Annotated in this window: 11 protein-coding genes and 2 pseudogenes; 8 read left to right on the forward strand and 5 right to left on the reverse strand. The window is 53.4% G+C overall.

Annotated elements, in window-relative coordinates; translation table 11 throughout:
• Positions 1-28: 28 nt before the first annotated feature.
• Positions 29-996 (forward strand): annotated as a pseudogene (locus LDH74_RS21255) (hypothetical protein); the annotation flags it as partial.
• A gap of 74 nt (positions 997-1,070) precedes the next feature.
• Positions 1,071-1,637, forward strand: coding sequence for a M48 family metalloprotease (locus LDH74_RS21260; protein ID WP_226042766.1), 567 nt, complete (start codon positions 1,071-1,073; stop codon positions 1,635-1,637).
• A gap of 385 nt (positions 1,638-2,022) precedes the next feature.
• On the opposite strand, the gene LDH74_RS21265 is transcribed toward LDH74_RS21260, so the two are convergent.
• Entirely contained in the window at positions 2,023-2,169 is a 147-nt protein-coding gene (locus LDH74_RS21265; RefSeq protein ID WP_226042767.1) for a hypothetical protein, read from the reverse strand.
• A gap of 213 nt (positions 2,170-2,382) precedes the next feature.
• On the opposite strand from LDH74_RS21265, the gene LDH74_RS21270 reads away from it, so the two are divergent.
• The 3 genes and pseudogenes from LDH74_RS21270 to LDH74_RS21280 form a co-directional block, all read left to right on the forward strand.
• Positions 2,383-2,937, forward strand: a complete 555-nt coding sequence (locus LDH74_RS21270; protein ID WP_226042768.1) for a hypothetical protein — start codon at positions 2,383-2,385, stop codon at positions 2,935-2,937.
• A 9-nt stretch (positions 2,938-2,946) separates the two neighbouring features.
• Complete coding sequence (locus LDH74_RS21275) at positions 2,947-3,390, forward strand: hypothetical protein (RefSeq protein ID WP_226042769.1); 444 nt, start codon at positions 2,947-2,949, stop codon at positions 3,388-3,390.
• A gap of 178 nt (positions 3,391-3,568) precedes the next feature.
• Positions 3,569-4,042, forward strand: a pseudogene (locus LDH74_RS21280) (OB-fold nucleic acid binding domain-containing protein); the annotation flags it as partial.
• A gap of 899 nt (positions 4,043-4,941) precedes the next feature.
• Here the strand turns inward: LDH74_RS21280 and LDH74_RS21285 are convergent.
• On the reverse strand, positions 4,942-5,775 hold the full coding sequence (locus tag LDH74_RS21285; protein WP_226042770.1) for a hypothetical protein: 834 nt from the start codon (positions 5,773-5,775) through the stop codon (positions 4,942-4,944).
• An 887-nt stretch (positions 5,776-6,662) separates the two neighbouring features.
• Between LDH74_RS21285 and LDH74_RS21290 the strand changes: the two genes are divergently transcribed.
• Positions 6,663-7,523: an IS5 family transposase gene (locus LDH74_RS21290; protein ID WP_226042755.1), complete on the forward strand. Its 861-nt coding sequence runs from the start codon at positions 6,663-6,665 to the stop codon at positions 7,521-7,523.
• A gap of 121 nt (positions 7,524-7,644) precedes the next feature.
• Here the strand turns inward: LDH74_RS21290 and LDH74_RS21295 are convergent, their stop codons facing one another.
• The 3 genes from LDH74_RS21295 to LDH74_RS21305 all read right to left on the reverse strand — a co-directional run bounded on the left by LDH74_RS21295 (position 7,645) and on the right by LDH74_RS21305 (position 9,297).
• A complete protein-coding gene (locus LDH74_RS21295; RefSeq protein ID WP_226042771.1) occupies positions 7,645-8,391 on the reverse strand; it encodes an SDR family oxidoreductase in 747 nt (248 codons plus the stop codon).
• A gap of 79 nt (positions 8,392-8,470) precedes the next feature.
• The gene (locus LDH74_RS21300; protein WP_226042772.1) at positions 8,471-8,962 is read right to left on the reverse strand and encodes an SRPBCC family protein; all 492 of its coding nucleotides are present in this window, start codon (positions 8,960-8,962) and stop codon (positions 8,471-8,473) included.
• Positions 8,959-9,297 (reverse strand): metalloregulator ArsR/SmtB family transcription factor, encoded by a 339-nt coding sequence (locus LDH74_RS21305; RefSeq protein WP_226042773.1) that lies wholly within the window; start codon positions 9,295-9,297, stop codon positions 8,959-8,961. The genes LDH74_RS21300 and LDH74_RS21305 overlap by 4 nt, the downstream gene beginning before the upstream one ends.
• Positions 9,298-10,239: 942 nt before the next feature.
• Here LDH74_RS21305 and LDH74_RS21310 point away from each other — a divergent pair.
• Complete coding sequence (locus LDH74_RS21310) at positions 10,240-10,992, forward strand: hypothetical protein (RefSeq protein ID WP_226042774.1); 753 nt, start codon at positions 10,240-10,242, stop codon at positions 10,990-10,992.
• A gap of 876 nt (positions 10,993-11,868) precedes the next feature.
• Positions 11,869-12,501, forward strand: a complete 633-nt coding sequence (locus LDH74_RS21315) for a hypothetical protein (RefSeq protein ID WP_226042775.1) — start codon at positions 11,869-11,871, stop codon at positions 12,499-12,501.
• The last annotated feature ends 129 nt before the right edge of the window (positions 12,502-12,630 follow it).

Genomic DNA, 12,630 nt, shown 5'->3' on the forward strand with positions numbered 1-12,630 from the left:
ACGGCAGGCCCAGCGAGAGCTCCGCGAACTCGAGTCGTTTACAGAGGTGTCACCGTCGGGAACAGGCTATCACGTTATCGTCCGGGGGTCTCTCCCTGGAGACCGGAGTCGACGTGGATCCGTCGAGATGTATGAGACAGCACGGTTCTTCACTGTGACTGGTGACCATGTCGAGACAACACCACTGCAGGTAACAGAGCGACCTGCTGCACTCGAGAGCGTGTATACCGAGTATATCGCCGAGACAGAGCCGTCTCACAACGAGACTCAAGTAGGAATACAGCAGGCTTCTACGCATGAGACCAGCCAGAGCGTGACGCTTGAGGATGAAGAACTGCTTGAGCGAGCGCGGAACGCATCGAACGGCGAGAAGTTCGAGCGGTTGTGGCGTGGCTCGATTGCCGGCTACGAGAGTCAGTCGGAAGCAGATATGGCGCTGTGTTGTTTGCTGGCGTTCTGGACCGGTGGTGACGCTGCTCGAGTCGACCAACTTTTCCGGCAGTCAGGACTGCTTCGAGACAAATGGGATGAGGTCCATTACGCGGATGGATCAACATACGGCGAGAAGACCATCGACCGAGCAATCGCGAACACAGACGATGCTATGATCCTTCGAGCAGCAAGGCGTCGCGTGTGAAGCAGACGGGGAAGCAAGGGCAGACGACTATACAGGAACCCGCTCAAGATGGACAGTCATCGGCAACTGAGCAGACCATTGGTGGGACTGAAGGGACGCGAGCAGCGTATCTAGCCGAGAAAAACCAGTTATTGAGTGAGCGTGTGTCTGAGCTCGAGGCGACGCTCGAGCAAAAGAACGAGCGTATCGATGAACTCGAAGCGACCAATCGAACGCTTCGCGATCGATTGGCAACTTGTGAGGAACGACTTGAGCAGCACGATCAGCGTTCAGAGCGCGAGACAGACATTGATTCGTCTCTCGATCACGGTTCGCTCTGGACTCGTGCAAAGCGGTTCGTCGTCAGAAGAAAGAAGTAGCTCTGATGGACACTCTGTTCGGCTTCCTCCTCACAGAGTGAGCTGACTTCCAAAAGTGGACTGAAAACAAGCTAATGTACCAACCGAGCGAGATTTGGTCTGTTGCGGTGTTCCTTCTTGCAAGGATGGTCGCGATGTCGGGAACCTTCTTTCGGACCCATGTCGCAACACAACCCTTGAACGAGCGAGAACGCACTGCATGTGAGATAGGTGCCGACCGAGATATTGCATTTCGAGTAGTTACTGGTGAGTTCGGACAGACGATCAACGGAATTGCTGCCGGCGTCTTTCCGGCTTACAAAGTCATTCTAATCAATGAGCACTCGTTTGAAGCACTTGACGACGAATACATCGCAATGATTGCAGCTCATGAGCTAGGGCACGTCAACGAAAACCATGCAGTTGTCTCCCTGGTTGGGACGGTAGTGCTAACAGCTCTGTCTCTCTTCTCTTTTCGGTATTTTGTGCGGCACCACTGGATGCTGTTTCTGATTGTCGGTAGCGCAGTGCTCGTTGGACGAGTTGTCTTTGCGTGGGCTCGTCGACAGTTAGAGTATCGGGCAGATAGATACGCAGCCAAGCTTCTCGAGGGTCCACACCAAATTGCCAATGGTTACGCGCACTCAGAGACATCCGGATGACAGAGATGGCTGATGAACAATCCCCAGGAAGGCTATACGAGAGAGCTATACGCCGAATCCGCCACTGCTGGACACGCATATTGTCTACACACCCCCGATAGACGACCGAATTACACATATTGAGCGACTGGAGCCGGAACGCTGACTGACTAGTGCAAGGACGGCTCTCAGAGAGATTCGTAGCGTTCGGTACAGTCAGGGCTGCGCACATCCTAAACCGTCTCATCGGAGTGTTTTCTCGCCCCGGGATGGGGGCGGGGCGATCGAACCTGAGTGACAGCACCCACGAGACCGTGGTATCGATCGAGCACCAGTCCACCGACAGCCCACTGAACCACCCTGGTCCGGCCTCAAGTTGCGCGTTCCGAACGATCGGAGTCGAGAGTCACTCATTTCGTTCGTCGAGTGTGTTCTCGTCGAACTCACGCATGCAGACGTCGGTGCTGAGTATCGGTCGTCGAACGTCTGGGGAATTAAACTGACGCAGTACATCGCTGCCGATACGGTTGGCGAGAGCTTCAAGAAGCGCCATTACGACGAACCAACGCGGGAACTACGAACAGGTCGACGGACCAGCAAGAGGTAGTCACCAGCTGTCGGTACTCCAGCCTGTTGTTGGACGTAGGTCACTGACTCCAGTACGCATCACCTAGTATCTTCGACTTGACTGTGCTTCCAGCATCAGGGTGCAAAATAATTCTGACCGATACTAAACTATTAGTTCACAGAGGTCATAAAGCGAGCAATGAGCGACCGATCACAGGTGTGGCCAGAAGAGATGGATAGTGCAGACCGTGTCAGGCATGTCGCCTTAACGCGAACGGCACCACGGAATGCTGGCTGGATCGCTGAAGAGGCGGATGTCTCGAGAGATACGGCTGTTAAATACCTTGATCGGATGGCTGATCAAGGAGAGCTCGAGGCCATTGAAACAGCCGACGGCACATGCTACAAGCCCGACGAGATCACGCAATTCCTCCGTGAAGTTCGGTCCCTTGCTGAAAAGCAGTCAGTAGACGAACTCACTAATGAACTGCATGCGATTGGTGAGGAAATCGACTCGTGGAAGTCAACGTATAATGTTGAATCTCTCGAAAAACTTCGACAGAGCATTGGACATGAAGATCTGTCAGCTGCCGATCGACGCGAGCGCCTCGAAATGATCGAAGAATGGGAATACAACATTCAGGTGCGTGAAGCACTTCAGCTCGCGATCAGCCTTCAGAGTTCACTAACGCGACTTGATGCAGATCCGCGTCTCGCAAATCGTGGTTCAGACACGCTTCCCCAAGAGGGCTAAGAGGAGACGATGGTACTCTTTCTTGCTGGAGGCCGAGGATTCACTCGGCGCGAAGGACTTCGTCGCCTTAAAGAACGACTCGAAAAAGAACCGGGGTTTTCTGATGTTCGGTATCGACCATCTCGACTCCGTCCTCGATCTGTCGTTGCTGACGTCGAGACTGAGATATTCTTAGGCGAAGAATTCCCACGGCAGCAGGCCACCTTCGAGGTCACATGGCGGCCACGTGCCGACATTGATGTTCAGCGTGTTCAGTGGGCTGATGACGTAGTCAGCTTGGGATGGCACAAAGACGATGATCACGAAGAACTTGGGACAACCCATTTCCAGATCGAGACCGATGAGGAATTAGCCCACGAACCAGGGCATCTCGAAGCAGAAGCGCCGATAAGCTTTCTGGAAACCTGCCTTCAGCGACTTCCTCCAAAACTCGAGGAAACGATTCCAGAGTGAACTCGGTTACTCCCGATCGAATGGTTGCCTCATATCTGTATGCACCTTCTGCTTCTGATACGGTCCCTCTGACCGTACTTCCAGCAGCGAGTTCTTGGCGCCATGAGGCACATTCAGATATTTGGGTGAGACGGATTGGATGATTCGGTAACTATATGTGCGAATGTAGCGCGGAGAAACACGATCACAACTAGCGGCCATGAACGAACAGTCGATGCGGTTGGCCGAAAAGCTCGATGGCTGGTCTCGAGCAGCAATCAGTCGGCGGCTGGCCGAGGCGGTCGTCGACGGTCAGGATCTCACGGGTGCAGTCGTCAGTGTATTCGAGGAGTTGCAGACAGCGCCACGACAGATCATACCGATCGGGAAACTCAAAGAGGTGAGCCGACAGAAGGTGAGCATTGAGGGACGTGTCGAGACACTCTGGGATCCATCGCATCCAAGCATCGCACAGGTCGGGCTCATAGCCGACGACAGTGGCCAGGCTCAAGTGACGATCTGGGAAAAATCAGGAGCGCCGTGGATCGAGGAAGGCGAACAAGTACGCATTCATGGGGCTGCACGGAACTGGTACGAGGGACGTGTCTCCGTGGCCGTTACCGGATGGAGCACGATTCAATTCCCCGTGCGCGGTCGATGGTGGGATGCGTAAGTGGGTGACCTGGTTTTCTTTTTGCTTCTGCCAGACCGACCCAAACCCCTCCTCCCCACCCTCCGCTCCGTGCTCGCTCGAGAAGACTCACTGTGTTCGTCTTCCCAGTTCTCGTTCGCTCTGCTCACGAGAACTTCGCTGCGCGCGCAGCCGCAACCTCGAGAGTTTTCAAATCCCGCAAGGGTAAAGCGACGCTCGAGTCAGTCAATAGCGTGAGAGTCGGTGTTTCAAACGGCCCTTTGCCGGGTTGAAGTACACAGTTTGGCGAGGCGGACAAGATTGAACTCAAGTTCTGAATAGCCCCTCGTTCAGCATTAATCACGATCACACTCTCACAGATTGCTGACTGCGATTTGATTGATCAGAACGCCAAAAAGAAAGGATGGATATACGAATTAGCCGTTGAGAAATTGGGCTCTGTTGAAACCCTCTTCTTTAGATACCTAATCCCGTGAAACTACTGCTCACTCTACGTGCGAATATACTATTTGGAAACATAATTCCTATATCGAAGGTTCTCTCCCCTCACAGCCACGGTAGCCTTTTTACATCAAGGTATCGCCTATGTATTACATTTCCAGTACTATGGAATGTCATTTAGAGTACGTTGTGCGATTTATTCAATTATTTGATATTTCATACTGTAGCGCCTGATGAATAGGACCTCAACAAAGCCTAATGCGACTATTCTGAAGGTACGTACACGTACATTATAATCGCGCCTATCGAAGATCCGATACCGATTGCAATACTGTTTACCAGTGCTTCTATTAAGCCCCGCCCCAATAGCATCTGGATCGGTGTTGCTATGAGCAGGGCGAGTAATAAGAGCCCAATAGCGACGGTTACAATCTTCATGAGTGAGTCATGTTAGAATTGGAACGCCCTATAGTATAAATTTAACAGTAACCCTCATATTCACAGGCAAACGTTATGTTCTGAACAGGGGTACAAGCAGTTCCCGATACCATACTATTAATAGTCGGTATGATTGCGCAGAAGCTCGTCGCGATCGCTCCACAGATGAGGGAACTCTGAGGGCCGGTGAATCCCGCCACTGCGCAAGCCGCTAGTGATCCTAGACCACACCCCAGACTACAGAGAATGTCTCCAATGCCTGTGCAAATGTCGCACTCCAGCGATTGGGTCGTGACAGTTCCTCCAACATCGCTTGGCCCATTAGCTAGTGAAGTTTTGTCCTTCTTCGGCTCGATCAGACGACTTTCGCTTTCGATAACGCCCTGCTCGTTGGATTCGAAGACGGTAAGATGTATATTGTCACCGGACGGTTGATGATCAAGCACCTGTATTAAGCCTCGAACCTCCTGCGATTTGTTGTCCTGAGCCAACGCGAACTTAATTGTCTCGTGAGGGCTCTTGCCACCAGTCTTGTTCACGTTATATTTGACAACAGTCACCGGCGAGCCCGATTCCAACTCAACGACTGCCGCCTCTACGTCATCACTAACCGGGACAGCAGACAACTTGTCACGGAGGACCTCCTTGAATTTCTCAAATTTGTCTGTTGCACGAAGCTTCCCGGCCATCTTGCGAGCTTCACCGCTTGACAGTTTTTCTGCTCTCTCAGAGGACGAGCTAGACTTCGCTTTAGCGTTGCTTGACATCCCCAAGCCGGCGATACTGGCTCCTGCAGTTGCTCCCAAACTATTCAATACCGCGCGGCGGTTGATTGTCTTCGAAACTTCCGTAGGTCGCTTATCTTCTTTCTTCATCTAATTTGATATTTGTATACTTGGCTATAAATGTTCCCAATATTACATTTATTTACCTTCCCGCTAGTAATTACCTGTAGTTTTAGGTAGATCCGCATAGTAGCTAGTATATATTGAATTATAGCTGAGAATAGTGTATTTATAATCTGCTGGCTCTGTTAAAACCCTCTTCACGCCTTGTAGTTTCGTATAGCAATTTCAGCCATCAGTAACCTGGAAGTTGAGGCCGCGGATGTCGAATATTGGGATGAAATTTTGGAAGAGATTGGTCAAATACCGACTGAACAATATTTGGATGCGGAATCACTGTAGGAGGCAGTCAAACAAACAGAGGTCAGTACGTGTGTCTTGTTATCAGCCTCTTCGAAATCGTCTACCTGGATGAAAGAGGGGAGACCGCTTCAAATGCCCCTAAGGAGGCAGGGCAATTGCGCGGCACGCAGAGCGCGCGCCGCGCTGCTGGTAAGACGAACTGGCCGATACAGAACGGTACAGAGACGTTACAGCGGTGATAGCCGTGGATGGGACCGTGCTAACCAGAACTAGCGGGAGATCGCTCGAGCGGACTTCCTGTCTCAGCGGGCCGTGTCCCCAAGGGGACTGAGCCAAAAAATTACAGTGCTCCACCCCTCCTCCGCGCGAAAAATCTCCAGTTGATCCAAACGAAACGGGGGTGCGGTTATATCGCAATTTGGCAGCTTAGTCAGTGTTCAATGCTGGTAAAGTAGTGGCAGAGCGACAATCGATTTATCTGGGAGATAGCAGAAACCGCGTGCTGAATACAGAGGATAGGCCTTGTTTAGACGCTCAAACTTCAGCTGTGTAGAGCCGATCGTATTAGTATCGTCGTGCTAGTAGATCCAGGGAAATGCCAAATCTACTAGGAAATGAAGCGGGACGAGTTGGGTGTGCAAACCAAGACCGCCCGCTTCACGAAAACCGTTGTATCGCTTGCTCAAAAAGCCGTCGCTGGAGATCCTGAACCGGCCTATCGTCCGGGCAAGGACGGATACGCTGATTGGGTAATTCTCGCCGTTCAGGGGTTGAAAGAGTATCTCGGACATCCCTACAGGAAACTGCTCGATGTCCTTAAAGAGATGCCGCGAGTTGCGAAAATGCTTGAGCTGACGGCTGAGACGTTGCCGCACTTCTCGACTGTTTGTACACGAAAACAAGAAATCCCGATGAAGCGGTGGCGAGCAATTCTTGATTCTTCGGTTGACTTGTACGAACTCGGTGATATCCAAGCAATCGACGCAACCGGCGTCGATCGCGTTCAGGCCAGCCAGCACTACGCAAAACGGACGGACTATACGTTCGAGGCAGTGAAGACGACGCTGCTCATCGATTGTGAAACCAGTGCGATTATCGACATACATTGTTCGATGAAACAACCGCATGATACACAGGTCGGCTGGCAGGTGTTAGTGCGGAATTTAGACGAATTGACGACTGTCGCTGCCGATAAGGGCTACGACTGGGAGGAGCTTCGTACGAGGTTGCGTGCGGAAAGTATCATACCACTGATTCCGAAACGAGATCCTGGGTTGCGGGGTTGGGCGAGAAATTCACTCATCAAGGATCGGGCGTATCACCAGCGTTCGAACGCTGAATCGGTGTTTTTCGGGCTCCGACGCAGATACGGTGATACGCTCTGGTCGAGAACCTGGTTCGGCCAATTCCGTGAACTTGTCATGAAATCAGCCGTCCGCAACATCGAACGCGCCATCGAGGACTCACACCTGTGAAATTACGCGTTCAAACAAGGCCCAGAGGATATATTCAGCAAACGGGAGTCGCTCGTTTCACGTCCTCTGTGGTAGAACAACGGTGGTAGCGAAGCGAAGTCGTCGTTAGTCTGTGATACACTTAGTCCATCAGTGCACCACAGGAGATGTTGACCTCCGTTGCAGTCATAGAACGGGCTTTGTCCGAGGCGACGAAGGCCGCAACACTTTGCACGTCTTCCAGTGTCGCGGCTCGACACAGCAAGGTTCCGCTCTCGATGTCAGCCACGATTTTGTCACGTCCTGAAACCTCCTCGGGAATGGTTTCGGGAATGCCTCCGGTTTTCAGGGTGACAACTCGAACGCCGTGTTCTCCGAGTTCGACTGCCCATTGTCGGCGAAGGCTCTCTAGAGCGTCAAGAGCGACCTTGAAGCCGCCCAACCCGGACGGCGTCTGGGAACCCCCGCCGCCGAACGTCAGGATCACGCCGGATTCTCGCTCGATCATGTGCCGTGCGGCCGCCCTCGTCGTCAGGAACTGCGTTCGCGTCGCAGTCGTGATCGGCTGGGTGAAGTCCTCGACCGAGATGTCAAGCAACGGTTCCTGGACGTCCCCGTACGTGACGAGGTTGAACGAGACGTCCAAGCGGCCGGTCTCTTCGACCACCCCGTCGACGAACTCGTCGACGGCCTGCTCGTCCAGGGCATCGACGATGGCAGTGTCCACGTCACCACCGTGTGAACGAATCTCGTCGGCGACGGCGTCGAGCGTCGCCTCGGTTCGACCGGCGAGGAAGACCCGGGCCCCTTCACGAGCGAAGGTGCGGGCGACGGCGCCGCCGATCGACCCGCCAGCGCCGTAGATCACTGCGACCTTGTCTTCCAGCATCACTTCGATCCCCTGCTGGTGGCCGATGAGGCGTCGAGTACGGGCGGGAGTGCCGGTTCCGGGGCAACCGGTTCGAGCGTCACGATGTCCCCTCCACCAGTTCTGCGAGGTTCGACAGCGAGTCGGTCCACCCTTCGTTAGCGTCACTCGGTGGGATGGCCTCGGGGATTCCCTCCTGGCGGGCGGTGACCTCGGTTCCCTCGGGGACAGCCTCGAAGGTGACCGTCACCGTCATCTCGCCGGCCATCTCAGGGTCGTCGGTCTCGAATTCGTCCGTGTAGACGATGCGTTCGCCGGGATCGAGCTCCAGGTAGGTGCCGCCGAAGGTCGAGCCGTACTCGGCGAGCTCCTCGGTCTCGCCCGTGAACGTCATGCGGTACGTCCCGCCCACCTCAGGTTCGAGGTGGTGGACCTCGGCGGAGAAGCCGGTTGGCGGGAGCCACTGGGCGAGCTCGTCGGGATTAACGAAGGCCTCGTAGACCCGCTCGGGAGACGCCTTGATGACGCGGCTCACAGTCATGCTCTGCTTGTCGGTCTGCTGTCCGTCATCGCCGTTGCCGTTGCTTGTCATTGATCTTCTTCCTCCAAGTGGATGGCCAGCGCGTCGAACCGGTCCTCCCAGAAGACGCGGTACCGGGTGAGCCATCCAAACGCGGCGCTCAGGGGCGCAGCGTTGAGGTGGCAGCGGCGAACGCGGCCGTCCTTCTCAATGTCGATCAGGCCGGCGTCCTCCAGTACATGGAGGTGCTTCGAGACGGCGGCGAGGGAGACGTCGTGCGGTTCGGCCAGGGCACTGACGCTCTCTGGTCCGTCGGCTACCCGTTCGAGGATGTCCCGACGGATGGAGTGAGCTAGCGCCTGGAAGACGGCGTCGAGATCGAGATCATCCGGCAGTCGTTCTACCATCCGGTTGAATGGATGGCGGGTGAATACTTAACCCTTTGGTTAAAAACCGTTGTCGGACAGCCTACCGGTTGTTCGCGGGATTGTTAGCAGTTTCACGATGATCACTACGGTGCCATCGACGGTAGTACACGTCAGTAACGTGTGAAGAATAAAGGCACATCGACCTGCTCTACGAGAACGTCTAGAACGGGGCAACCCTGAAACGACCGACAAACTCGTCCACGGTACTTACCGACTTGATTAGCTCACATCAAGAGGCCAGTAACCGATACGCGCGCTGTATTCAGCACGACTCTGGCAACATCACCGATAGCTGGTAAAAGTGCCAGCGTTAGATACGCATGTCTTGGTATTAGCCTACTCAAAATCGTCTACCTGAACGAAAGAGGAGAGATTGCCGTAAATGCCCCTAAGGGTGCAGGGCAATTGCGCGGCACGCGCTCTGCGCGCCGCGCAAGTGAAAAATTGAACCGGCCGATTCGAGACAGTACAACAGCTCTCACCCTCTGGTAGGAGAGGGTGGGACTTCGATAAGAAGTGTTGTCGAGTCTGCTTAGGAGGGTGAGAATTAGACATAACCGAGCGGTAAGTACAGGTGCTTATTGAACGCTGGACGGTCTATCAGGACTGAAAGATATCCGGGATCGCGTGCTGAATACAAGACGCGAATGTGGCACGTGCTGAGAGGCAATCAATGTGGAAGAGTGAATGCCCAGTGCATAGCGTGTACTGCTCACTAATTGGCCAACCAGCGGTACGTTGATCCCCTGTTTAGACCAGACATTATCCTACTAAATGAACATACGCGTTTTTCTCTCGTATGCAGTCCATATCTTCTATTATCCGCCACGTAATATTTGAAGGGTAACAATCTGCCGACATTTTTCAACTTGCTGGTGCTGGCCGAAGTATACTGTCTGTGGGGGCCAACGATATTAATTGATGTCAAGTAAGCCAGATATGATCGCTCCATACGGGGAGACGGCCAGACACGAAGAGAGTAGGAGGGGCGAGGAGGAAATGGCGACCAGCGATGAGGAGAGAATGACTACTGAGAAGGGGGAATCTCGTTCCCGTCTAATTGAGGTAGTCACTCTCATCGGCCTTGGTTACGTACTCCGAGATTGGTTTGATTCAGTAAGCAAAAAGGTCCGTTCTGAGGGGGACAGCTCCTCAAAGCAGGGTCATGGAGTCACTGACACGATCAAAAGTCGTACGTGGGGAATGACCCACGGTGCGGCTGATCAAGCCCAGAAGGGTGGTCAAAAAGTAGCAGAAAAGACGGAGGGGACGACGGAGAACGTCGCCAACCAAATTAGAAAGTCCAGCGAGGGAGTCAGCGATCAGATCGAAGGGGGAAGCAAACAGATCGGTGAGATGGTCGAAGAAGGTGGTGAGGAGGCAGGTGAGATGCTCAAAGGGGCGGGTAAGATTCTCGAAGAGGCGGGCAAAAAGCTCGAAGAGGGTGGTGAGGAGACCGACGAGATGGTCGAAGAAAGTGGCGAAGAGACAGCTGAGATGGTCGAAGAAGGTGGTGAGGAGACAGCTGAGATGGTCGAAGAAAGTGGCGATGAAGTAGGCGGGACGCTCCGAGAAGGCAGTGAGAAGACTGGAGAAATGCCCGAAGAAGGGGAAGACGATGGTGGGGACACGAGAGAAAGATGGAGGGACGGCGGGGAAAAAAAGTCGAAATGAGTGATGAGGAAAGAATAGTAGAATTTATCCGTCAGACTATATTAAAATAGGAAACTCCCGAGATGTCGATATATCGGAGTTGATTCACCCGAAAAATCACATTCGGACAGACGTAAGATCGAGTAGTAACACCGGAACAAGCTGGTAATACACGCATCCCTGTACTTGCCGCGAGGTCCATACAGATTTTATCTGAATAGAACTCTGAGAACCAGACTTCGATGTAACTGCCTGTCCTCGCCTGTTGAGAGAACCGATTTTCCGAATATGAATACGAGCGATAATCGACTGTGTTCATATTGTGGCAGCTGTTGTTGAGATCGGGACTTCAACTGCGACAATCGGGACGGTCCCCGGTGCCTTCTTAATAGACAATCGGAGTTCCCGTTACCGGAAAATTCCACAATTCCCGATTCATGTTCACGAGTATGCCCCTAAGGGGGCAGGGCAATTGCGCGGCGCGCAGAGCGCGCGCCACGCTCGCGAAAAGCCAAACTGACCGATTCGGGACAGTACAACGGTGCTGCGCCATCAGGAGGGGAGGATGGGACCTTGATAACGAGTCTTGTCAAGTCCGCTTACGAGGGAAGAGATCAGGCTATGACCGAGCGGTAAGTACAGTAAATTGATGTAACGCTGCGAAGCCAACAACTCCACCAGAACCATTCGAGATGCAGAGACAGCACGATTCTCAAGCGGCACTCCCAGTTCATCGCCATGCATGGGCAGAGTACCCGTGATTTGGAAAGATCTACATTCGGCTTCTTCACGTGGTGGTATTGGAACCCTCTGACGATCCCAATAAAGCTAGCATTTCGGTCTTTGCCCCACAAAGGATCAACTTCAATATGTGTATCCGGCGATAAGGAAGAACTGATGACGGAAGATACGACCCAAGACTTCCCCGCAAGCAAAGCAGCACAAGCGCTCTCAAAGATTGAGGGATATGACGAAACTCTGACCGCACGCGTGTTTGGATTGAACCTCATGGTGTTTGCGCTGGCGATCGCAGCGATTCCGATCTCCTATACGGCGGCCGACCCGTGGCTCTCCACACTCGAAAACGGCTCACTGGCACTTTCGATCCTCTGGCTCCCATGGATCGCTGGCGCAGTCGTCATCACGACAATGCTCTGGTCCACCCACTCGATCACACTCGGTCAGGACCACAATTCACTCGGCGGAGGCGCCCTCGGAATCGGATTCACCATCCTGTTCTTCGCGATCGCAGCTGGCGTCTCCCTCATCCTTGGCTCTGGGGCAAGCATCTACATCGTCATGGGAATCTCTGGTGGCATTTTCACAGTCATCATCGGCGTCGTCTACTCTCTCCTGCACAACACGAGATGGATGCTGACACCGATGGTATTGGCTGGCATCGTGATCCTCCTCGCAAGCATCGTGATTCACCAGGCAGATGTCTCTGTCACCGGAGAAGGCTTTTCCCTCGGATTTATTCAGGGAGCCGCGTATTTTGTCACCGGCTGGATCATCACGTATCGAGGATAACAATGGATCTCCCATCGGATCTCAAACTCATCCATCAACCAACTCGACTCCGAATCATGGGGGTTCTATACAAACACAGAGACGTCTCGTACACTCGCGTCCGAGATCATCTGGATCTCACGGATGGGA

The sequence above is a fragment of the Natrinema sp. DC36 genome (genome assembly GCF_020405225.1).
GTDB lineage: Archaea > Halobacteriota > Halobacteria > Halobacteriales > Natrialbaceae > Natrinema.

Bases quoted from the DNA above. Each gene is read 5' to 3' on its own strand.
- LDH74_RS21295 (WP_226042771.1), bottom strand. From the start codon at position 8,391: ATGCTGGAAGACAAGGTCGCAGTGATCTACGGCGCTGGCGGGTCGATC.
- LDH74_RS21270 (WP_226042768.1), top strand. From the start codon at position 2,383: ATGAGCGACCGATCACAGGTGTGGCCAGAAGAGATGGATAGTGCAGAC.
- LDH74_RS21310 (WP_226042774.1), top strand. From the start codon at position 10,240: ATGTCAAGTAAGCCAGATATGATCGCTCCATACGGGGAGACGGCCAGA.
- LDH74_RS21285 (WP_226042770.1), bottom strand. From the start codon at position 5,775: ATGAAGAAAGAAGATAAGCGACCTACGGAAGTTTCGAAGACAATCAAC.
- LDH74_RS21305 (WP_226042773.1), bottom strand. From the start codon at position 9,297: ATGGTAGAACGACTGCCGGATGATCTCGATCTCGACGCCGTCTTCCAG.
- LDH74_RS21265 (WP_226042767.1), bottom strand. From the start codon at position 2,169: ATGGCGCTTCTTGAAGCTCTCGCCAACCGTATCGGCAGCGATGTACTG.
- LDH74_RS21260 (WP_226042766.1), top strand. From the start codon at position 1,071: ATGTACCAACCGAGCGAGATTTGGTCTGTTGCGGTGTTCCTTCTTGCA.
- LDH74_RS21300 (WP_226042772.1), bottom strand. From the start codon at position 8,962: ATGACAAGCAACGGCAACGGCGATGACGGACAGCAGACCGACAAGCAG.
- LDH74_RS21275 (WP_226042769.1), top strand. From the start codon at position 2,947: ATGGTACTCTTTCTTGCTGGAGGCCGAGGATTCACTCGGCGCGAAGGA.
- LDH74_RS21315 (WP_226042775.1), top strand. From the start codon at position 11,869: ATGACGGAAGATACGACCCAAGACTTCCCCGCAAGCAAAGCAGCACAA.
- LDH74_RS21290 (WP_226042755.1), top strand. From the start codon at position 6,663: ATGAAGCGGGACGAGTTGGGTGTGCAAACCAAGACCGCCCGCTTCACG.